This is a genomic window from Deltaproteobacteria bacterium (genome assembly GCA_019308905.1).
Classification (GTDB): domain Bacteria; phylum Desulfobacterota; class BSN033; order WVXP01; family WVXP01; genus JAFDHF01.
In genome coordinates this window covers 1-22,184 of the sequence record JAFDHF010000004.1, presented here as the reverse complement: position 1 = coordinate 22,184, position 22,184 = coordinate 1, and the positions used below count along the sequence as shown (strand labels likewise).

At 54.7% G+C, this 22,184-nt stretch carries 18 protein-coding genes and 1 tRNA gene; 14 read left to right on the top strand and 5 right to left on the bottom strand.

Annotated elements, in window-relative coordinates:
- Positions 1-56 precede the first annotated feature (56 nt).
- From JRJ26_02575 to JRJ26_02550, 6 genes are all read left to right on the top strand, one after another.
- Entirely contained in the window at positions 57-518 is a 462-nt protein-coding gene (locus tag JRJ26_02575) for a hypothetical protein (protein MBW2056359.1), read from the top strand.
- Entirely contained in the window at positions 412-1,437 is a 1,026-nt protein-coding gene (locus JRJ26_02570) for a patatin-like phospholipase family protein (protein MBW2056358.1), read from the top strand. The genes JRJ26_02575 and JRJ26_02570 overlap by 107 nt, the downstream gene beginning before the upstream one ends.
- A 15-nt stretch (positions 1,438-1,452) precedes the next feature.
- Positions 1,453-2,388 carry a cation transporter gene (locus JRJ26_02565; GenBank protein MBW2056357.1) on the top strand — a complete coding sequence of 312 codons (936 nt, stop codon included), beginning with the start codon at positions 1,453-1,455 and terminating at the stop codon, positions 2,386-2,388.
- Between the two features lie 348 nt (positions 2,389-2,736).
- The gene (locus JRJ26_02560) at positions 2,737-3,567 is read left to right on the top strand and encodes a sulfite exporter TauE/SafE family protein (GenBank protein MBW2056356.1); all 831 of its coding nucleotides are present in this window, start codon (positions 2,737-2,739) and stop codon (positions 3,565-3,567) included.
- A 313-nt stretch (positions 3,568-3,880) separates the two neighbouring features.
- Complete coding sequence (locus JRJ26_02555; protein MBW2056355.1) at positions 3,881-4,567, top strand: sulfite exporter TauE/SafE family protein; 687 nt, start codon at positions 3,881-3,883, stop codon at positions 4,565-4,567.
- A gap of 98 nt (positions 4,568-4,665) precedes the next feature.
- Complete coding sequence (locus JRJ26_02550; GenBank protein ID MBW2056354.1) at positions 4,666-5,511, top strand: PIG-L family deacetylase; 846 nt, start codon at positions 4,666-4,668, stop codon at positions 5,509-5,511.
- Positions 5,512-5,708: 197 nt separating this feature from the next.
- Here JRJ26_02550 and JRJ26_02545 read toward each other — a convergent pair whose 3' ends face one another.
- Positions 5,709-7,139 (bottom strand): sigma-70 family RNA polymerase sigma factor, encoded by a 1,431-nt coding sequence (locus JRJ26_02545; GenBank protein MBW2056353.1) that lies wholly within the window; start codon positions 7,137-7,139, stop codon positions 5,709-5,711.
- A gap of 334 nt (positions 7,140-7,473) precedes the next feature.
- Here JRJ26_02545 and orn point away from each other — a divergent pair, with 334 nt between their 5' ends.
- Positions 7,474-8,037 carry an oligoribonuclease gene (gene orn / locus JRJ26_02540; GenBank protein MBW2056352.1) on the top strand — a complete coding sequence of 188 codons (564 nt, stop codon included), beginning with the start codon at positions 7,474-7,476 and terminating at the stop codon, positions 8,035-8,037.
- 47 nt (positions 8,038-8,084) lie between these two features.
- Here orn and JRJ26_02535 read toward each other — a convergent pair whose 3' ends face one another.
- A complete protein-coding gene (locus tag JRJ26_02535; GenBank protein MBW2056351.1) occupies positions 8,085-9,578 on the bottom strand; it encodes a lytic transglycosylase F in 1,494 nt (497 codons plus the stop codon).
- 770 nt (positions 9,579-10,348) lie between these two features.
- Here JRJ26_02535 and JRJ26_02530 point away from each other — a divergent pair.
- The 6 genes from JRJ26_02530 (at position 10,349) to JRJ26_02505 (ending at position 18,548) form a co-directional block, all read left to right on the top strand.
- Entirely contained in the window at positions 10,349-11,329 is a 981-nt protein-coding gene (locus tag JRJ26_02530; GenBank protein MBW2056350.1) for a TAXI family TRAP transporter solute-binding subunit, read from the top strand.
- Between the two features lie 301 nt (positions 11,330-11,630).
- Positions 11,631-13,574, top strand: coding sequence for a TRAP transporter permease (locus JRJ26_02525; GenBank protein ID MBW2056349.1), 1,944 nt, complete (start codon positions 11,631-11,633; stop codon positions 13,572-13,574).
- Positions 13,558-13,830, top strand: coding sequence for a hypothetical protein (locus JRJ26_02520; protein MBW2056348.1), 273 nt, complete (start codon positions 13,558-13,560; stop codon positions 13,828-13,830). Before JRJ26_02525 ends, JRJ26_02520 begins: the two co-directional genes overlap by 17 nt.
- Complete coding sequence (locus JRJ26_02515) at positions 13,796-14,986, top strand: aryl-sulfate sulfotransferase (protein MBW2056347.1); 1,191 nt, start codon at positions 13,796-13,798, stop codon at positions 14,984-14,986. Before JRJ26_02520 ends, JRJ26_02515 begins: the two co-directional genes overlap by 35 nt.
- Positions 14,987-15,219: 233 nt before the next feature.
- Positions 15,220-17,607, top strand: a complete 2,388-nt coding sequence (locus JRJ26_02510; GenBank protein MBW2056346.1) for a penicillin acylase family protein — start codon at positions 15,220-15,222, stop codon at positions 17,605-17,607.
- Between the two features lie 575 nt (positions 17,608-18,182).
- On the top strand, positions 18,183-18,548 hold the full coding sequence (locus tag JRJ26_02505; GenBank protein MBW2056345.1) for a PilZ domain-containing protein: 366 nt from the start codon (positions 18,183-18,185) through the stop codon (positions 18,546-18,548).
- Positions 18,549-18,734: 186 nt separating this feature from the next.
- Here JRJ26_02505 and JRJ26_02500 read toward each other — a convergent pair whose 3' ends face one another.
- The 3 genes from JRJ26_02500 to JRJ26_02490 all read right to left on the bottom strand — a co-directional run bounded on the left by JRJ26_02500 (position 18,735) and on the right by JRJ26_02490 (position 21,106).
- Positions 18,735-18,947, bottom strand: a complete 213-nt coding sequence (locus JRJ26_02500) for a hypothetical protein (GenBank protein ID MBW2056344.1) — start codon at positions 18,945-18,947, stop codon at positions 18,735-18,737.
- A 325-nt stretch (positions 18,948-19,272) separates the two neighbouring features.
- Entirely contained in the window at positions 19,273-20,553 is a 1,281-nt protein-coding gene (locus JRJ26_02495; protein ID MBW2056343.1) for a saccharopine dehydrogenase NADP-binding domain-containing protein, read from the bottom strand.
- Between the two features lie 481 nt (positions 20,554-21,034).
- Positions 21,035-21,106: transfer RNA gene (locus JRJ26_02490), tRNA-Thr, on the bottom strand.
- Positions 21,107-21,824: 718 nt separating this feature from the next.
- On the opposite strand from JRJ26_02490, the gene JRJ26_02485 reads away from it, so the two are divergent.
- Positions 21,825-22,184: hypothetical protein (locus tag JRJ26_02485; protein ID MBW2056342.1), on the top strand; the 360-nt coding region annotated here is incomplete at its 3' end.

The following is a 22,184-nucleotide window of genomic DNA, read 5'->3' as shown; positions in this document are numbered from 1 at the left end:
GGCAGGTGGCACGCCGTTTGCGGGAACAACAGGCTCCGGGCGATGCGAGAGGAAAGATGAAGATAGGGATCCCGCTCTTTGGAAAGCGCGTTTCTCCGAACTTCTGTGCGGCTCCTGAGTTGCTCGTCGTGCTGGCTCAGGGCAGGAGTACGTCCTCGACGTTGAGACTGGGTTTCTCGGATCTCACCCTTTCCGGTAGGCGGAGGAGAATCCTCTCCCTCGGGGTCGATATCCTGATCTGTGGGGGAATCGACAGGGCCACCAGGCAGTGGTTCGAGAGCCGTGGGATCAATGTTATTGAGAACACCCGCGGAGAGGCAATGGATGTCCTTTCCCGGCTGCTGAGCAGGTTGGGCAGAGCCGCCTTGGAACAAGAGGACACGGCCAGGGGGGAAAAGGAGGGCAAGGGAGATGACCAAGATACCCAGGATCGGTCTCGCCCTCGGAGGGGGAGGGGCCAGGGGTCTGGCTCACATCGGCGTGCTGAAGGTCCTGGAGCGGCAGGGCATCCCCATTGATGTGGTCGTGGGAACCAGCATGGGGGCCCTTGTTGGAGCCGGCTATGCGGTTATGCCCGACACCGCGGCCCTGGAAAGGCGTGTCCGTGAGATTCTCGGCGGTAGCCCCAGGGAGAGGAGGATGCTTGCCGCGCTCAAGAAGCTCGATCCCGTGGAGGTGTCCAAGCCGGACCTGGTTCACCGCCTGATTCAGATCGTGGAGAAGGAACTCTTCTTGAACCTGGTTTTCGTGCGGAAGGCTCTTCTTTCCGAGAGGGAGATGGAGAGGATTCTAAAGGCCTGTCTGCCAGACGTGGATCTGAGAGACACCAGGATCCCATACGGGGCGGTGGCAGTGGACCTGATCTCCGGCAGGGAGGTCATCCTCAAGCAGGGGTCCCTCATAAGGGCCGTCATGGCGAGCTGCGCCGTACCTGGATTCATGCCCCCGGTTTCGTGGGGCGAGATGCTTCTCGTGGATGGTGGGGTGATCGACGTTATCCCTGGAGACGCGGCAAGAGAGTTGGGGGCTGACATCGTTATCGGAGTCGATGTAGGCTTCCGTATCCACCGGGCCCATGTCATCGGAGACGGCCTTGACGAGATCCATCGGGTCACGGAAATCATGAGTTTCTACCTCGGCCGGGAACGGAGGGAGAGCGCCGATCTCCTCATCGAGCCGGCCGTAGGGAAGACCGGATGGACCGATTTCCTCAGATACGAGGAACTGATCCGGGAGGGAGAGAGGGCGGCGGAGTCAAAACTCGGGGAGATCAAGAAGGTCTTGAGCAAGGGAAGCAAGAGAGGGCTGATCCGGTGGGCCGGAGGGATTCTCGGACTGAAGAGGCAGGGGCGACGAGCTTCCAATAGGCAAGAAAGAGCTGCTCTGGTTCGCAGGGAGCTCCGTGGTAAACCCTCATCGGCTCTTGAAAGGCAATAAGGAGAACTTCTGGCCATGGAAAATCACGGCCACTCTGATGGCTTTGATGAACCACGAGGAGGAGTGACCAGGTATCGGCGGGAGCTCTCCATGGTCCTCGTGATCACCGCGACCATCATGATCGCCGAGGTGGTTGGAGGGTTGCTCTCAAACAGCTTGGCTCTGCTCAGCGATGCAGCCCATATGCTGACAGACATTCTCGCGCTGCTCCTGAGTCTGCTCGCCTTCAGGTTCTCGACCCGGCCGCCCACAAGGAAGACCACCTTCGGCTTCCGCCGCCTGGAGATCTTCGCCGCCCAGATAAACGGGGCTTTTCTGGTCTTTCTCGCGCTCTTTATCTTCTATGAGGCATACCAGCGTCTCTTGGAGCCCCAGCCGATAAGGAGCCTTCTCATGATGATCGTCGCCGGGGTCGGGCTTTTGGCAAATGTCGCCAGTGCCATGATCCTCCATCGATCGAGCGAGAAGAACCTCAGCGTGAAGGCATCCTTCCTCCATATCATGGGCGATCTTCTCTCTTCTGTGGGAGTAGTTATCGGGGGAGCAGTCATCTATTTTACCGGATGGTATCTCATCGACCCGATACTCGGTGTCATGATCGGCCTGGTCATCTTGAAAGGGGCGTACAGCGTTGTGAGCGAGACGGCCAATGTCCTTCTCGAAGCCGTCCCAAGGCATATCGATCTCGAAGCCCTTATTCGAGAAGTCGAGACAATGGAGGGGGTGGAATTCTTTCATGACGTTCATTTGTGGACCATAAGCTCGGGCCTCTACGCGCTGAGCGGGCACGTGCTCATAAAGGACCAGATGGTCAGTGAAAGTGGAAGGATCCTCGAGGCAATCAGGAGCCATCTGAGGGACCGGTATGGTGTCAATCACACGACACTCCAGCTCGAGTGCGAATGCGAGTCATGCGAGTCGGGTTTTGTGTGTCCCCTGGAAAGTGCATGAAGGGTGTGCGGCCATGCATGTTTCAATGGTGAAACAGATCCTCTGAAACAGTTTCACGGATGATGCACCTTCCGATTTCTTTTCTTTCCTATTGATCCGTAACACATTGGTTTTGCAGGGAATATCTTCAGGTTCCATCGCTTTGAAGGTGGCACGTGAATTGCCCTGTCCTCCTTGGGAAGTGCCGAGCACGCGATCCATGACTGCACGCGGGGGCCCCTGGAGGGCGAGCCGGAGATTGTGAGGGAAAAACGTCTCTTCCATGTCGACCTCTGGAACAGCGGCCCCGGAGGTTCGGAATGTATCGCTGCCGGGAGGTCTCCGGGATTTCTCCATATCGAAAGGAGGTTGGAGATGGAGTTGATTCACATTATTGCGCTTTTGGCTACGGGAGTGGGGGTGGGCTTTGCCAGCGGTCTCCTGGGAATCGGTGGTTGTTTTATAATGATACCTGTTCAGTATTGGGTGTACCTGTCGATGGGTGTTGAGCCCGGCATTGCCATCAAGCTTGCCTTTGGGACCAACCTGTTTGTGGTCGTGCCCACGGCCATAAGCGGCTCCCTGGGGCATCACAGAAAGGGGGCTGTCTGGTGGAAGGCAGCGTTCGTGCTCGGCGTCTGCGGGCTCGTCGGAGCGATCGCCGGGGCCACCATTGCGACACATATTCCAGGCAATATACTTGTGGTTGTCTTTGGTGCGGTGATTCTCTTGGGCGGCGTGAGGATGCTCACTGCCAGGCCTCCGAAGGTCGAGGAGGAGCCGAAGGACAGCGTGCTTCTCTGGGTTCTCTGGGGTCTGCCGCTGGGGATCGTTACCGGCTTTATCGGTATCGGTGGCGGGGTTTTGATGGTCCCGGTGATGACCCTGTTTCTGAAGTTCAGAATACACAGGGCCGTGGGAACATCGACTGCCATGATGATTCTGACGAGCATCGGGGGGTTGATCGGCTATATCGTGAACGGCTGGAATGTGGCGGGAATCCCTTCGCCCAATCTGGGGTATGTCCATATCTGGTCGTGGCTGGCCCTGGCCGTAACGAGTGTGGGCATGGCCCAGGTAGGGGCAAAAGCGGCCCATCTGCTTCCTGCCAGGCAGTTGAAACTCATCTTCATAATCGTCATGCTCTACATGGGCCTCAAGATGATAGGGGTTTTCCACTGGCTCCACCTGCCCATATAGAACGGAGGCTGGAAGCGGCGGCGGTTTGCCGGGAGGGCGAAAGATCCCAGGAAAGCCTGAGAGGCTTGCCCACCGGCAGAAAAGAAGCCCGGAGAGCCTATGGGGATCTGGTCCTGTGGCACGGGCTGAAGTCGCCAGGCAGGATTTTTCTTTTCGCAGGAGAGAGGAGTTTTTTGTGGAAAGGGGGAGTGGCTTGTCCGGTTACGACGGTTGAGAAGGATGGATAATTGCAGGGCAATGTCGAAGGCAGGGTTAGACCGAATTGATAGCACGGCTGGCGATCTATTTTTTGATTGGGCTTTTTGCGGGAGCCATGAGCGGGATGTTCGGAATCGGCGGCGGTTCGGTCAGAACACCGTTGCTCTACCTTGCGGGATTGCCGTTGCTGAGCGCTTTCGGGATAAACCTGATAGTGATCCCTTTCTCCTCTCTTGTAGGGGCTTTAAGTCACAGGAGGAACATCGACTGGAAGTATGCCAAATACGTAGTACCTGGTGGTACCGTGGGAACGGTGACGGGTGCTTTTCTTGCAGGGTGGATAACGACCCCTGTGCTGGCCGTCGTCTTTGTCGTCGTTTCCGTGATAACCGTATTGGGGATTCATTTTGAAAGAATCAGCCCGAGGCGTGCTGAGAGAATCAATCCGACCGGGACTGCAGTGGTTTCCGGAGCTTTCTTCCTGAACCTGATAACCGCCATGCGCGGGGGGAGTGGAGGATCCTTGTTCCCCCCTTTCCTCAAAATGATGAAGCTCGACATACGCAAGGCCATAGCCACATCCCTGTTTGCGACGATTTTCACGGCCATGGCCGGTGGAGCCGTTTTCTGGTACCGGGGGGATGTGCCGCCACTGGCAGCGGTAGTGGTCATTATAGGGTCGATGGGGGGAGCGAGGTTGGGTAGTTCGATCTCTCTGAGAACAAAACCCCTCTGGTTGGAAACAGGTCTTTCTGTCTTTATTGTCCTTCTTGCAATGGTTGTGGTATACAAGGCCCTCTAGGAGCCGAGCATCCCCGTTTTCGTCGAGGACGTCATAGGGGAGAGGCAAGGAGTCAGAAAAGACCGGCAAGCCCGCGGGCCGACAAGAGAGGCTGACTCATGCGCCACGGACCGAAAAGGAAGAGGGTCTTGGCGGTCTTCGCCCATCCTGATGATGAGGGCCAGATCGCAGGGATGCTCGCCAGGTATGCCTCTCAGGGAATAGAGACAGCACTCCTCTGCGCGACACGGGGAGAATTAGGCAGTACGGGAGATCCTTCCCTTCTCGCGGGAAGATCGATGGCCCAGGTGAGAGAGGAAGAACTCCAATGCGTGCGTAGGATCCTGGGGGTGAAGGAGCTCCACTTTCTGGGGTATCAGGAGGGCCTGTTTCATAGAGCCGACCCTGACCAGGTGATCGAAAAGATCCGGGAGGCGATTGCTCGGTTCACTCCGCAAGTGGTCATCACTTTCGGCCCTGAAGGGGTTTACGGGCACAGGGATCACGTGGCAATCAGCCGCCTGACAACGGCTGCGTTCCTTTCCTCGCGCGAGAAAAACCTGTCCCGGGGACTGGAATTTCCCCTCAAACTCTACTATACGGCCTTTCCGCGCAGTCTCTTTGAGAGGCTCCGCAGGCGGGGAATCGAATTCAAGATCGATATCGAGGGGGCGATTCGAAGGATCGATGGAGTTCCCGATGAGGAGATCACCACGATCATCGATGTCACCGACTTTCGGGATCGGAAGATAGAGGCCTTCCGCTGTCACCGATCGCAACTCCGGCCAGGGGACTTCAGGTGGATTATTATGGAGGGGAAGCTTCGGGAACTGCTTGCCACAGAGCGGCTTGTCAGGGTCTTTCCTCCTGTGAAAGGGACCGGGGAGAAGGAAAGGGGACTTTTTGAGGCTCCGGATGGATTAGCCTCTGGGTCGGGAGGGTCTCGGAGTCTGAAAGGCTTCTAGATGAGGCGGATTCGATAAGGTGGAGCCGATTTTTCTTCCCGGAACCGAGATGGATCACGACGCTGGAGCGGGCTCAAGGCCGGGATCCTGGTATTGCAGGCGCCGGAAACCGTTCCCCTTGGTGGGAAATTTCTGATCAAGGGCGGATTCATGTTCTACGTGAAAGACATACCAGGCGGGAAGGGCCCCCATCCAGTCTACTTGTAGAAGCTGATCAGCTTACCCCTCCTTTCGGATTCCTTCAATCTCTGCAAGGCCTTCGCCTCGATCTGCCGGATCCGTTCCCTGGTGATTCCAAAGATACTTCCCACCTCCTTCAGGGTGTATGGCCGCTTCTCATCGATTCCGAAGCGCATTCTCAGGATCTTGGCCTCCCTCGGACTCAGAAAGACAAGAGCCCTCCTTATCTCCATGGTCAGATTGATCTGTATCGTCTCTTCGAGAGGTGAGGCTGAATGCTGGTCGGCGATAAAGTCCGCGATGTGCGACCCCCTATCGCCCACCGGAGCCTCCAGGGAGACGGTTCTTCCCTTGGGCATATAGAGGATCTTCTTCACCTTCGCAAGAGGCAGGTTGGCTGCCTCTGCCACCTCCGAAGGTGTGGGCTTTCTGCCGAGCTGGTGCATGAGGCTGGCGATCGTTTTTACTACCTTCGCCTCGTTTTCGATGACGTGGACCGGCACGCGGATGGTTCTGGCCTGTTCCGCGATCGCCCGGGTTATACCCTGCAGTATCCACCAGGAAGCGTAGGTGGCGAACCGGTACCCTTTGCGATAGTTGAATCGATCAACGGCCTTCATGAGACCGATATTGCCCTCCTGAATCAGGTCGGACAGGGAGAGTCCCCTGTTGACGTATTTCTTGGCAATGTTGATAACCAGCCGTAGATTGGCGCTCACAAAATCATCACGCGCCCTTTTCACTTCGCGCCGCAAGCCCTCCACGGCCATGAGGATTCTTTCTGCCCTCTCCCGGGCCAACCGGGATCGAGGGCTGCCCTCTTCCTGGCGGCGCATGGCCGTAAGGCGGTCCCTGAGGCTTATCTCCAGATCTCTCAGGATTTTCTGTTTGATCGGGATTCGGTCAAGAAGCTGTTCGCCGATCCTCTGGCTTCTATTCCTTTCTGCAGTCCTGGTCGATCCTACACGCCCGGTGCCGTTTCCATCTCCGTTGCGGGCGAGGATCTCCTCGGCAAAGGCAAGGAATCTTTTCTTGAGAGCCGATTGGCTCTCTTGTCCCTGGCAGGTGCGCCGTGGACCGGTATCCAGGATATCTTTGAGGTCGACCTCTCCTTTCTCCATACTATCGCGAACCGACTTGATCCACTCCACTCCCACGGGGCTTTCGAGCAGCAGGGCCCTTATCCGGTTTCCGCCCTCTTCGATTCTCATGGCCAGATCCCGTTCCTGCTCCGGCGTCAAAAGAGGGACGCCCCCGATTTCTTGAAAATAGGCCCCCATGGAGAAGCAAGGAGAGTCGAGAAACCCTCCGGACGAGGCTTCCTTCTCTTCCGGGACCTTGTCGTGATGGGACTCTTCGGTTTCTTGGTGGCTGAGTTCAAAATCATCGTCCTCGAGCTCTGGAAAGTCATTCTCCCTGTAAAGGAAAGGATTGTTCTCTATGTTCATCGTCACCCCTTCCACTTCCCTTTTGCATTATCAGGCACTAGGTACTCCACCGCGGGGCTACCTGAAATGGGCCTTCTCTGCCTGCGTGGAGCGAACGGCTGGGAAGATTTCTTTCCACAGCCGTTCGCACAAACACGGGAAAGCCAAGTAAATTCCAGTATGCCAGACCCTGGATTAAAATACTGTTAAATGTTAATTAAAGTATTTTAATGTTGGGGCGGCTTGCGGCTTGACAGCTCACGGCATTGCCCCTTATACTTCAGAGCGTGATAGGCTGGTACGGCCGGCGACAGCCCCGTTTCGCTTGCTTAGAATCGTCCTTGTGGGTGGAATCATGCGAGACCAAGGCAACCTCGTCTGGATGGACATGGAGATGACCGGGCTCGACCCCGAATCCTGTTACATCCTTGAAGTGGGGACCCTCATTACCACGGCGGAGCTGGAACCGGTGTCGGATGGTCTTTCATTTGCGATATTCCAGAGTGAACAAGTCCTGGAGTCGATGGATCCATGGTGCATCAGGCAACACACACGGTCGGGGCTGCTCGATCGAGTACGGGAATCGGGAGTCACGCTTCAGGAGGCCGAAGGGGCATTGTTGAAATTCATCCGCCGGTTCTGTTACAAGAGAAAATCCCCGCTGTGCGGCAACTCCATCTGCCAGGACAGGAGGTTTCTTGTCAGATACATGCCCCAAGTCGAGGAATATCTCCATTACCGGAATATCGATGTAAGTTCTATAAAGGAGTTGGTGAATCGCTGGTACCCAAGGGAGTTGCATTTCCAGAAAAAGAAACGCGCTCACCGTGTTCTCGATGACATCTCACAGTCTATCGCAGAGTTGGAATATTACCGGACGCAGTTCTTCCCTGACAAAGGGCATCAGGACGGACGATAAGGAAGAAGGTTCGACCTCACTTATCCCTTCGGAAGAGGTGGTTTCTGTCAGCTTGTTTGATTTTTCAACATCTGCTCTTTCCTTTTCAATTGAGAGAGGACCATGCTGTAGGCTATGTAGTACTTGTAGATGTTGCTGACATACTGGACCGTCTCGCGGCCGACCACCTTCGCGGCGGCAATCTCCACGTTGTGAAACCACACATTTGGATCCAGCCCCATGGCAGCCGCCTTCCTGCGGAATTCCTTCACCCTGGCAGGTCCGGCGTTGTATGATGCAAAGGCGAAGAGCATCTTGTTCAGGTCGTCTATGGGTTCGTCTTTGTAGTACTGGTTGACTATGAATCGTAGGTATTTCGTGCCTGCGTGAATGTTCTTCTCGAGTTTTTCAATGTCGGGAATCCCGACATTCTTGCCGGCAGCCGTGGAAGGGAGTATCTGCATAACACCGACGGCGCCGGCATGGCTGCGCTTGCTCTGGTCGAGCCCGGATTCCTGATAGGCCAGGGCTGCAATCATCAGGTAGTCGAAGCCGTATTCTCCTGCGTACTTCTTGAAGTACTCTACCATTGAATTGAACTTCTTCATCTCTTGTTCGGAAGTCGAGTTTTTCACGTATCTGGTGCTCTTCAGATAGCGCTTGAGCAGGATATTGCCGATCAACGTTCCCTTCTTGTGACCCTTGACGAATTCGTTCACCACGGCTCTGAGCTTGGGGCTTTTCTTGCGGAAGGCCCAGGCGATCCGGCCGCCTTCCCGGACGGCGATGTCCGAACGTACCTCGATCTTGTCAAAGACCTGGGCCCAGAAATGCGCCTTGTGGCTGTCCATGATGATCATCGGAATCAGACCGGCATTGACCATCTCGAGCAGGTCCTCATCCTCGAAATTCTCCGGTGCGGGAACAAGCTTCATTTCGTGCCTGTTGGTTTTCCTGAACGATTCGTTCAGCCGGACCAGACTCTCGTAATAGCTGCTTGACCTGCGAACATGGATTTCTTTGCCTGCCAGATCTTCCACGCTGGATATTGCCGGTGCCGATGGTCCGGTCACGAGCAGTTCTCTGACACCCGAAAACAGTGGATCAGAAAAATCCACGTGCTTCAAGCGGCCGGGAGTAATGGTCAGGTTTGCGGCAGCGATGTCTCCAAGGCCACTTACCAGACCGGGAAGGAGCTCGTCGCGGCTGACAGGGATGAAGACGACCTGTACTCTAAGAGTCTTGGTCTTCAACCTCGTGTTGACGAATTTCTCGAACTCCCTGAGGAGCTCGTAAGTGGCTCCGCGCTGCCGGCCGCGATCCAGGAAGTAAAACGTCTTGCTGTAAACCACCAGCGCCCGGATCATTCGTCGGCCGGCCATTCCATCGAAGTCGCCCGTCCAGGGCTCGTTTTTCAACAAGGATTTCTCCAGAGCAGAACCGGTCTTGATATCGACCGCCACGAGGGGTACGGCCAATGCCGTCGATAGGATCAGAGCAAAAAGGCCCCTGAGAACCCGGTATTGATAGGTCTCTATCCGTCCCTTGAGCTTGACCGACATAGCGATCTTCCCCTTCCGCCTTCACAGACCTCCCGGCACACTTCCCCGGCCTCACTCAATGCTCTTTCTCCGAGGACTTTCTTCATATCGCTTCTCCCGCCGTCTTTGGCGGAGCAGTTAGGCGCACCTGAGGCTCAAAGACAAATCCGGCTCGGCCGTTCAATAGAAGAGTCCATTTAATGAATCTCCGTCGGAGGTGTTCTTTGCCAGCCTGTTACGGATTGCAACCGCCGGGGTGGCTGTTGAGGCTGATGTCAACCGTAAATTCGAAGGTGGATTGATAAGAACCTGCTCTCTAACAACATCAATAAGGGGGAGAAATGCTTACAAAAACTCGCTTTCTTATCCTTTGAGTATAGAAAATGGGGGAGACATCTGTCAAGATGGATCCACGAAATCCAGAAAGCCCCTCGACCATCACACGTCCTGGTGCCACGGAGCGGATGCCGGAGGGCAACGGCTTACACGAGGGGCCGACTCATGCCTTGAACCTTTTTTGGACAATTCGCCTGCCTATTAATCATACCTCTGTCCATCGGGGAATCGAAAGAGGTGTGACCCCTGGATCAGGGAGTCTGGTCGTTCAGGTGCTGAGATCACGGGGTGTGTTGACAGGCCGGAACTCTCGTGTGATCCCGTTTCTGAGATCAGGGGGGTACCGTGTCGGTCCCTGTTTCACGGCCAGTGTCAAAAAATCGTTGACAAAAGCGGCCGGAAGCCATACAAGACTACTCACGGCAAGAACCCAGTCTGAAAGGAGGATCAGGGAAATGAGAAAAGCTGTTTTCTTTTTGTTGATCGGCCTGTGGTTGGGAATCAGCGTGTTCGGGTTCTTTGGAACGAATGCCTCGTGGGCCGGGGAGGTCAGATTCATAAAGATAGCTACCGGCAACCCTGCTGGCCGGTGGTATCCTTTTGGGGCAAAGCTGGCAGAGCTGATCAATACCAGGATCAAGAACGGGCCGAACGCATCCGTCACGGCAGGAGGCGGGGTGTCCAACTGTAAGGCCGTGGACAAGAATGAGGTCCAGTTGGCCATCACCTATGGGGCCACCAGCTACAATGCGGCTGTTGGAAAACCCCCTTTCAAGAAGAGACTCAAGAATATCCGCGGACTGGGTATTATCGAGCTGTCCTATTACAATGCCGTGGTTCGGCGCGACGGCGGGATCAAGTCCTTTGCCGATCTCAGGAACAAGAAGATCGCCGCGGGTCGTCCCGGATTCTTCTCAGCCGTGACGACCGAGAACGTTTTGAAAGCCTATGGGTTGAGTTTTGACGAAATAAGAAAGTCAGGGGGGACCGTCAGCAACGTAAGTTGGTCGGACGCCGCGGAAATGATGAAAGACCGCAACATCGATTTCATAGGTGTTCTCACCGGCATCCCACACCACACCATCCTCAGCCTTACTACAGCCGTAAAGATCAACCTGCTCTCCATCGACAAAGAGCACCAGAAGATAATCCTGGAGAACGAGCCTGGATACCTGATCAAGGTCATTCCGGCGAATACCTATCCAGGGGTGACAAGAGACACCGTAACGTTGTCTACAGACACGCAGTTCATCTGCAACAAAGACCTGCCTGATGACCTTGTCTACCAAATAACCAAGCTTTTCTACGAGGAAGTCCCGAAGTTCAAGGAGGCTTTCAAGCAATTTGGAGAGGTCGACTACAGGAGAGGTTACGCAGACATCAAAGTGCCCATGCATCCCGGTGCGAAGAGGTACTTCGACGAAAAACTGAAGTAGACTCGGAAGGCTCTTAGAAACCGGGACTCCTGTGCCGGGCCGGACCACCGAGGCCAGACTCGCCGGCGCATCCAGGTGCTCATTGCCGCTCATAAAAGGAGAGGTGTGCCATCAGACCTGTACGAAGAGCCGGGTTGGGAACCGGGAGATCTTCAGCGGTCTGGTGACGAGGGTACCGCCCTCTCTTCCAGGCCTCAATGCGGATAGCGAATCAACGGCTCTCGTAACCGGGCAATTGGTGTGAGACCCTGTCCAGGCAATGATCCGGGGCCAAGCCCTGGGGGTAGACGGAAGAGCCGGAATGAAAGAACTAGAGAACGAGAAGACACCCAATTTTACCGCCCTGTTATCGTCAGAGGGCCAGCCCACGGCCAAGAGATTATTGGCCGGCTTGGTGTTGACCTTTGCCCTTGTGCTGAATCTCTACCACCTCTACGCCGGATATTTCGGCCCTCCCGATGCCCATACCTTTCGATCGGTCCACCTGTCGCTCATACTGGTGCTGACCTTTTTGATCAAACCTTTTACCAGGAAGACCGGCGGGGCCATGGGGAAGTTCGGCGCCGTCTTCGATTTCATCCTGATAGCTCTTGTGGTAGCTTGCCAGGCCTACGTCAGTTACGATGTCAATGCATTGGCCAACAGGATCGGTGAGCTGAACCGTTACGATGTGGTCATGGGCACCATCATGATCATCCTCACGGTAGAGGCGACACGGCGGGTGATCGGCTGGCCGATGGTGGCCATTTGCGTCATATTCCTTTTGCACACAGCCTACACGGACAGGTTTTTTGGTTTTCTTTATGGGCCTCCCACCTCTTGGAAAAACATCATCGATATGGTCGTCATCCAGGATCAGGGGTTGTACGGTATCCCGATCATGGTCTCGGCCTCTTACATCATGCTTTTCTTGATTTTTGGGGCGGTTCTCATTGAATCCAGAGCAGGGTTGTTCTTCACGAACATCGCCCTGGCTCTGACCGGACGGCAGACCGGAGGTCCCGCCAAGGCCTCAGTGGTTGCCAGCGGTTTGATGGGCACTCTGTCAGGGGCGGCGGTTGCCAACGTCGTGATGACCGGTTCTTTCACGATTCCTCTGATGAAGAGAGTCGGGTATCGTCCCTCGTTTGCCGGGGCGGTTGAAGCCGCCGCATCGAGCGGAGGGCTGATCATGCCTCCGATAATGGGTGCGGCCGCTTTTATTATGGCCATGTTCCTGAACAAGCCCTATCTGCAAATCGCAATCGCAGGGGCCGTGCCTGCTGTTCTGTATTTCTTCTCCATTTTCTGCGGAGTTCATTTCGAGGCGAAGCGCAGGGGTCTCACCACCGTGCCAAAAGATGAACTACCCGATTTGTGGACCGAGGTCAAACGGGGCGGGCACCTCTTTGTCTCGGTCATTGCTCTGATTGTTCTCCTGGCAGCCGGTCGCAGCGTACCAATGGCCGCCTTTTGGGCTATTGCATGCGTCTTTTTTCTCACCTTTCTGCGTCCCGAGACCAGGCTCACGCCGGTCAGACTGCTGGCCGTGTTCGAGAGAGCGGCATCCACGGCGATCCCGGTGGCCATATCGTGCGCCAGCGCAGGGATCGTCGTCGGTTGCGTCTTTACCTCGGGCGTGGGCGTGAAGTTTTCGGGAGTGATCATTGCACTGGCTCATAACCAGCTATGGATAGCCCTGATCCTGACTATGCTCGCCTGTATAGTCCTGGGCACGGGCCTTACGGTAACCGCCGTTTACGTCACCATGGTGGCTTTGACCGTGCCGGCCCTGATCGAATTGGGTGTATCACCGTTGGCCGCGCACTTTTTCTGTTTCTATTTCGGCGTGGCCTCAGGGTTGACGCCTCCGGTATGCATTCCGGCTTATGTCGCAGCAGGTGTGGCCGAGGCGCCTCCCATGAAGACGGGTGTTACCGCTTTTACCATAGGCCTGGCCAAGTACCTGCTGCCGTATATGTTCGTCTTCTCTGACCAGCTCTTTCTTATCGGATCTTTCTGGTCGGTTTTCCTGGCAGTGAGCACGGCGACCATCGGCATCGTCGCTCTGTCCGCGGGCGTTGCTGGTTACTGGAAAAGACCGTGCAATATGCTCGAAAGAGGCGCTCTTTTGGCGGCTTCTCTGCTTCTTATCAAGCCGGGACTCGAGGGTGACCTGGTCGGACTGGGTCTGGTTGTCCTGGTTTTTCTTTTCCAGTGGGGATTCTTTTCATGGAGGAGGGCCGTTGATGTTTCACAGGGGTAGCGCAGCAATTGCCGAGCTCATGGGATGGTCGGTCTTTCTCGTTGCCGGAATCGGTCTGGCGGTTTTCGGCATCCTTGCACTCTCTACAAGGAATCACAACGCATTTGTTTTTGCCCTGTTCTTGATCGCCGTGGGCATCGTTCTTTTTTTCGCGAAGTTCGGTGGCCACGGTTTCCCCTCTCATGACGAGTTGAGGGGCTGTAACAGAAAGGAGGCTGTTCATGTCCGTCAACATGAAACTCGTAACCACACATGATCCATCAAGGGCATATGAGGGTTATACCCTCTTCGGTCCCATGGGATCGCGGGATGTATATCTGGTGGATATGAAGGGCAACTTTGTTCACCACTGGAGGACCCCGCATAAGCTCTCACTTCAGGGGAAACTCTTGCGGAATGGAAATCTCCTCGTGGGCCAAAGGATTCCAGACGGGCCGATTGTCGATATGCCCGGATCAGGAGGAGAATTGCTGGAGCTCGACTGGGAGGGCAACGTGGTTTGGAGGTACGAGGACTTATACATTAACTCTCACGATTGGGACCGCATGGATAATGGAAATACCATGATAAGCCACTGGATGCCGTTGCCGGAGGAAGTGGCGGCGAGGGTCAAGGGCGGTCTCCCGGGCAGTGAGCGGGATGGGGTGATCTGGGGGGATTGTTTTCGGGAGATCACACCCGGAGGTGAAATCGTCTGGGAGTGGGCAACCCATGAACATATGGATTTTGAAACAGATGTTCTCTGTCCCCTGTGTTCACGGGAGGGTTTTTGCTATGTAAACTCTCTGGCCGTTCTGCCGGATGGGAACATCCTCACCATTTTCCGGCTCATCAACACGGTTGCGATCATCGACAGGGGTACGGGCGATATCATTTGGCGGTGGGGCTCCGAAGAACTCGGGCATCCACACAACCCGACCCTTTTGGAAAACGGGAACATCCTGATATTTGACAACGGGTTCCACAGGAAGATCCACGGCATAGGCTTCCCCTTTTCCCGTGTAGTCGAAGTCAACCCGAAGTCCGACCGAATTGAGTGGGAGTACAGGGACAGGAACCCCTTCTCATTTTTTGCGTCTATCATCAGCGGTGCCCAGCGGCTACCAAACGGCAATACCCTGATCTGCGAAGGCACAAAGGGACGAATTTTCGAGGTTACCCCCGACAAGGAGATCGTCTGGGAGTTCGTAAGCCCCTTCTACTACTTCTATCGCTCTGATGTCTTTGGAATCAATAATTTCTTGTTCCGAGCCTATCGGTATGGACCCGATTACGAAGGCCTTAAAGGAAGGAGCCTCGATCCTGGTCGGTTCGAATGGGTGTTGAAGGAGAAAGGCAAGCCTCTTGTGGAAGAGCCTGAGGAAAAGAGGAGGGAAGAGGTCAAAAGCCGTCTCAAACGGCTCGGATATTGATCTGAAACGGCCTCGGACTTTAGACATTGAGTATTTGACTGCACCCTTCTGACTTCGCGGTTTTCAAAAGGGATGGGTATTTGCAAAATTGGTGGCCCGGGAGAGTCCCTTGCCTCTCCACTTTAGCCCACAGGAACACGGTCGGGCACGATTGTACAGCCCTCGGTACGAGCCGCTATCCGGCTGAGGATTGCTGACTTTACACAGGGGATTGTCTCACGCGGAGGCGTATCTTGAGAAAGTGGCTCCTGATCGTCGCCGTCATAGTGACCGTTGCAATCGTGGCCGCAGCAGGGCTGGGGTACCTCTGGTTCAGGCATGCACTCGGGAAGTCCCTGCCCGAGGTCTCGGGAGAGATAACCCTGCCCGGCCTGAGACAGGGTGTCGAAATCATCAGAGACGACTATGGGGTGCCGCACATTTACGCCGGCAACGAGCCCGACCTCTACTTTGCCCTCGGCTATGCGATGGCTCAGGACCGGCTCTGGCAGATGGAATTCTACCGGAGGTTGGGGGAGGGGCGTCTGGCAGAGGTGTTGGGCAGGGAACTCGTCAAAGTGGATCGCTATGTGAGAACGCTTTCGGCCGCTGGTGCGAACAGGGAGATCCCTGAGGAGCTCGCCTTTGTTTTTGAGTCTTTTGCCGAGGGAGTAAACGCCTACATCGACACTCACCGAGATCGGCTTCCTTTTGAGTTCAGGTTGTTGAGATACAGCCCAGAGCCCTGGAAGGCGGATGACTATCTCTCCATTATGAAGGTGGTCAATTGGGGGTTAAGCAGCGGCTGGCGTGTGGATCTGACGGCAGCGAGGATCTTGGAAAAGGTGGGAGAGGAGAGACTTAGGGATGCCTTCCCCGTATGGCCTGGTGATGCGCCTTTTGTGGTCCCTTCCGAGACCAAGGCTCTGTCGGGATTCTCGAGCCATGGATCGGAGGCGGCCCGTCTGGTTGAGGGGCTGATGGGTTTCCCAATAGGGGCTGCCAGCAACAACTGGGTGGTCTCGGGCAAGAAATCGGTCACGGGTAGACCGATTCTGGCTAACGACCCTCATCTTGAGCTGACAAATCCTTCGCTCTTTTGGGAGGTGCACCTGGTATGCCCGGGCATCGATGTGTCGGGAGTAGCCATTCCGGGAACCCCTGGGGTTTCCCTTGGGCATAACAGGCACGTGGCCTGGGGGATCACCAACGTCATGGTGGACGATGTGGACTTCTACATAGAAAAGATCAACCCCCGCGATCCTAGGCAGTATTGGTACAAAGACCACTGGGAGAAGATGAGAGTGGTCAAGGAGACCATTCGAGTAAGGGGAGGGAAGCCCGTCGAGATGGAGATCCTCCTCACTCGCCACGGTCCCATTATTCAGGATTTGCGAGGAGGGCCGGCAGGGCGAGCCATCTCGGCGAGATGGTCATTTCCCGAGCTCCCCCAGCCAGCAGAGGCCACGTACCTGTTGGCCAAGGCCGGGAATGTAGCCGAGGTGCAGGAGGCGCTCAGCTTGTGGACAACGCCGGGCCAGAATTTCGTCTTTGCAGACACTGGCGGAAATATCGGATACTGGTGCTGTGCTGCCATCCCCATCCGCTCAAAAGGTGATGGTCTGCTTCCCGTGCCGGGATGGACCGGAGAGTACGAGTGGAAGGGTTACGTGCCTTTTGAGGAGAAGCCCCATCTGATCAATCCTGAGACGGGGTTCATAGCCACGGCAAACAACAGAGTTGCGGGAAAAGACTACCCGTATTTTATCAGCCGTTACTGGGAGCCGGCTGATCGGGTCACCCGCATCCACCAGATGCTCACGACCAAGGGAAAGCTCTCTGTTGAGGATTTCAAGAGAATGCAGCAGGATGTCTATTGCCTGTCGGCCTCCGAAATGGTTCCAAAAATGGTCGAAGTTCTCGAGCGGCGGCTGACCGGTAGGGAGGCACGCAGGGCACGCGACATTCTATCCAGGTGGGATTTCAGGATGACCAAGGAGAGCGTGGGTGCGTGCCTTTTCGAGGTGACCTACCGGAAGATGATGGAAAACACCTTCAAGGACGAGCTGGGCGATGCGCTCTTCCGTGACTATCTGGAAACGGCCTCTTTCCCTCCCAGGGCCATGAGAAAGATGTTCGAGAAGGGCTCATCGGCCTGGTTCGATGACGTGGGCACGCCGGAAAAGGAGACGATGGAGGATATCCTGGCCAGAAGCCTGGCCCAGACCCTCTCGGAGTTGAAAGGATCTCTCGGAAGTGACATGGACAGATGGACTTGGGGGCGGATCCACCGGCTGACCTTTGAGCATGTCCTCGGCAAAAAGAAGCCTCTCAACTGGATATTCAATCTGGGCCCTTTCCCTCTTGGGGGGAACAACCTTACCGTTAACGTAAGCAGATACCCTTACGCCAACCCGTACGCCCCGAACGTCGGACCTTCGGTGAGGATGATCGTCGATCTCTCCGGCTTGGATCGATCTCTGAGGGTTCTCCCCACAGGCGAGTCGGGTCACCTGGGAAGCAAACACTACAAGGACCAGCTCGGGCTCTATCTTGGAGGTGGATATCATCCGGACTGGACCGGGCGGAAGGCCGTTGAGGAACACAGCCGGGCCGTGCTGGTCCTGAAGCCCCCGTCCTAGAGGGGGGGGTTGATCTCTGAGATCCCTGAGAGATCCACCAGATTGTCCTAGAGGTTTCTATCTTTCGAAAAGCGATATCCTCCCGCCCTTCCCTTCATTCCAGGAGTTGAACCCTCCTCCCAGGTGAGAGTCATCTCCTTTGTTCCCCATGCCTCGCCGTTTTCCGGCCGGAAATGAGAGATGGCCGCCAATCTTTTCCGCTTCTCCGAAGGTAAGGCTTCTGCCTGCGTACTCGCCACCGAAGTCTACCCGATAGCTTCTCCAGATATGCTCTGTGGGGAAAAATCTCAGCAAAGCCCCAGAAGACCTGGAGCAATCGGAGCGATCTCTTGACAACGGTCTGCAGGCGGTTATAATAGAGGCGAAATCAGTTTATTTTCAAATACTTAAGTGAAATTCTTTTCCCAAAAAGGGAAAAAGTTTTCCCAACAAGCAATACCTTCTTAAGGTTTTGGCCGCGGGACTTCCGGGGGTGGAAGGTATCCCAAAGAGGTGTGTCCGAGTGTTGTTTTTTCCCTCGTGACCGGGTTGGCCCTACGGGCCGCATTTCCCTGAAAGCAATTTGAAGGAAGACCATGAGTGTTGAATCCCGCTCGCACGAGAGAAGGAGATCTGTCAGGCTACGAGTCAACCGCCCTGGCTCTTACACGCGGTTTGACGAGGAGGGAAGGCCAATTGAGCAGAGACCTGTGCGGTCTCTCAATATCAGTGCCGAGGGTGTGGGCCTCGAGAGCCGATACCCGGTCGATCCTGGAGAGATCCTCAGATTCACCATGGCTTTGAGAGACAATTCGATCAGATTCAGGGGAAAGGTAATCTACGTGAACAGGACAGAGGGGGAGGGGATCCGATTCGGTGTCTCGATCCGGGACATGTCAAAGACCGACAGAATAGCCCTGATCAGATTCATCTACTATTTCGATTCTCCCAAGACGGCCTAGGATGTGTCCATCCCCGTGATTTCCCCTGTCCTGCAACACTCCGGTTTTTGACGGCGGAGTTGCGAGGACGCTGCAGACAACAATCCCGCGGTCCCCTTTTGAGGCCGGACCAGTTCAAATCTTTTTCCGATCAAGGGAGGGACCGGCCAGGGCCGATACATCCCTTGGCGGAACGACCGCCTCTTATCATCTCGCCTGCCGGCGAGGTTTCCAACGGGAGACCGCCTTGTAGACCGATTTGTAAAGCGAGATCCACTGGTCTCTGAAATCTTCGTAATGAACGGTCATTTCACGGTGGGCTGCCAGTTCCTCTAGGATCATGTAAGAGGATGTCAGGCTCGAGGCGATGATTACGCTTCGTAGCTCAGCGGCATCAGCAGACAGGTCCTTAAGTTCCATAACGACCTCCAGGTGAACGCCTCCTTGATGTGTCGGTTGTCGATTTTCTAGCGGAGTGAAGCCGACCGGTTGCTTCTGTTCATAGTCCTATTATAGCGGGAATATGCCGGAAAGCAAGCACACGTCGGCGCTCGCGTGGCCGTGTTTGAGTTCGTTGAAGGTTGGTATAACCCTCCACGTCGACACTCAGGGGTTGACTACGTGTCACCCCTGAATTACGAAAGGAGGTATAAACTCTCATTTGAGACCGAAAGCCCTGACCTGTCTACCAGACCGTAACAGCTTCATAGTTCGTGGTCCAGGAAAGGCTTTCCCCGAGAGAAAGTCAGTGCTCCTTTGGTTGTTCCGAGGTACCCGCATATATCGGCCCGCTTGGAGATGATGGGCCCGGACCACCAGAGTACTCTTGATACCAAAATGTGGCTCCTCGTTTTTTCAGCTCAGAAAGAAACGACGCAGGGGACGCATCCGAGTTTTCTATCGTCATTGCGCCGTGAACGCTTACCTGCCCTTGTGAAAGCATCTGAAGAGAAATCGAACTGGGCAATCCTACATAAGAGCCATACTCCATTGGACAGGTAGTCTTTTTGCCTTCAAAAAAAGGGTATGGCATACGACAATGGACGGTCGTCTTCTTAGGTGTTCCGTCCCTGTAGCCTCGGATTTCCACGGAGAGTATGCACTGGGGCACAAATCCAACTGCCTTTTCTATTTCAGCTGGATACTGGAATGTCTCCTCATATCGACGGTGAATATGGGACATAAGAGCATCAAATACTGACACGGATTTGCCTTTCACCTGGACAGGCTCCGCTTCATAAATTCCATTTTCAAGCATCACGCGAATAAGGCGCGTCCAGGTCGGGTGCCAGATTCCCCTGACGAAAATACGCTTTGTTCCCTTTTCCTTGATAAGCGGCACAAGGGAAAGGGTTTCGGGTTCCCAATGCGCGATGATATAGGTTTCTTGCTTTCCGATAGGCGGGGGAAATTCAAATTCCTTGCTGAGCCCGAAAGGTGGAATGTTATCAATAATTTTGCCATTTTCCCAGTATGAACGTTCTCGCGTGCAAGGACCGTTATCATGGATAATAGTCTCCGTAAGACCGACTGTTGAATGCGTTATCGGTCGCCACATCCCCCAGAAAAACTCGATGTCGTCGATTTCATCAAAACCTTTGGCCTGATCGACTGCCAGCATGCAGGTTGTAGCGCATCCGCCATTTCCTAAGAGGACGGTCTTTTTCTTTTCTCTCAGCCTGCTGTCATATTTCGCCAGACTGTTTGCGTCTGAAACCATGTTAATACTTACTCCGCTTACTCCCGCTCTGCAGGCTGCCTCCATAACGTTATCCACGAAATCATAGGGCAGGGAATCTAATATCAGATCTGCACCACTTATGGCCGATTCAATGCTATTGATATCTGAGGCATCCAATCTTACGAACGAGAAACGACTATCACCATCCATAAGGCCGATAACTTTTCTGGCGCGGTCTTCACTTGCATCGGCAATTATGATTTCATCGAAATAGTTGCCCTTATGGAGATCATATACACACGATGATCCCATAGCGCCTGCACCTCCAAGACAAACGACCTTCATGCGAACCTCCTTTCAGATTGGAATAAACTTGGGGGACGCCTATAACTTGGAGGACGCCTATGATTTTATGCAAAACTTTACTAGCCATGGTTCATAGGCGGAAGTTACTTTGAACAGCAATTTTCTCATCCCTCAACGATGCCCTACTCACCGCTGACTGGGAAATCCTCAGGCGACGTGACAACTCAACCGTGCTCATTCCCAGCTCACGATTGGCCCGGTAGCAAAGCAGGCTTCAGGATTTGAGACAGTCTGGGGATCCTTGCCACGACCCAGGACAGAGCCAATGAACATGATTGGGGATGAGGGATGACGATGCAGTGGATGGCACCACCAGCGTCTATTCTCGTCCTTCTCGGCATGCGCCCATGGTACTATGAAAATTGATAGGAAGCAAAGCATAAAATCATAGGCGTCCCCTATTCCTATTCTACAGAAAAGGGAGTTATAGTGAGAAGCTATAACCCCTTGATTTTACAAGAGCCGGCGGGGGGAATTGAACCCTCGACCTAGTGATTACGAATCACTTGCTCTTCCGCTGAGCTACGCCGGCATTGGCCAAGTTTATACGCGATTTTGAGGATTTAGTCAAGTGGCGAAAGTTGGCGAAAGTTGGCAATTTTGTTACCTGGCGGTCGCGGTTTGCGTCCGATTTGCGACCGAATTTTTTTTGTGAGGATGACTGAATGAACGGAAAACATCGTGCATGGATATTTTTCTGATCACGATATTACCCACGGGCTTCGCGTATGATGTGCATAAAGTCAAGAAGCAGATGTTGGTGGCCCATGGTAGCTGGACAAAGGAGGATGGGCGAATGAGTGATCTCACACATGACGAATTGATCCGAGAGTTGAACTCTACAAGATGCCCGTGTGGAAAGAGGAAAATCCCCTCGATGACGTTTTGCCAGAAGTGTTATTACAAACTGCCCAAACCGTTGAGGAACGCCCTATATCTGAATCTGTCCGATATGCACGAAAAATGCCCGTGCCCCTGAAGCGGCATCGTACGGCCGGACGTATTCGGTGGTAGGAAAGCATGGTCTCAGGTTTTGGATGAAAATCGACTGATGATGAACCGCTCCGAGCCGTAAAAGGAAACGTAAGTGCCGGTGAAGAACTCGATGGAGGTGGTCAAAGGGAACCTGGAGTAGATGGGCGGTATGCAGGCAGGACTATGAATGAATGGGTTGGAGCCGGCTGAAACGGCGGTCGGTCCGCGTTTCTTGTCGCGCAAAGGAGGGGCCTGAATTTGAGGAGGTGAGATCCATGGCTGACAAGAAAATCGAGGACATGATCAAGGAGGAGCCCGAGAAAGGGAAGCCGAAGTTACGGGGAAAGATCAGACGGGGTGAACGGCTGGACGTAATGAAGCAGATGGCGATGATGTTGAGGCTCGGCTACACGCCCGAGACGGTCATGACCGTACTCAGGATCAACAGGCGCCAGTACAACACGCTTTTGAGGGACATAAAGAAGGCCAGGCTGGAGTACATCGAGGACCTGGGTATGGAATATGTGGCCGAGACGGTCGAGATCTTCAACGAGACGGTCAAGGAGGCGCTGCAGGCCGCCCAGGCCGCGACCGGCGACACGGCCAAGTGCGGGTTTCTGAACACCGCCCTGAAA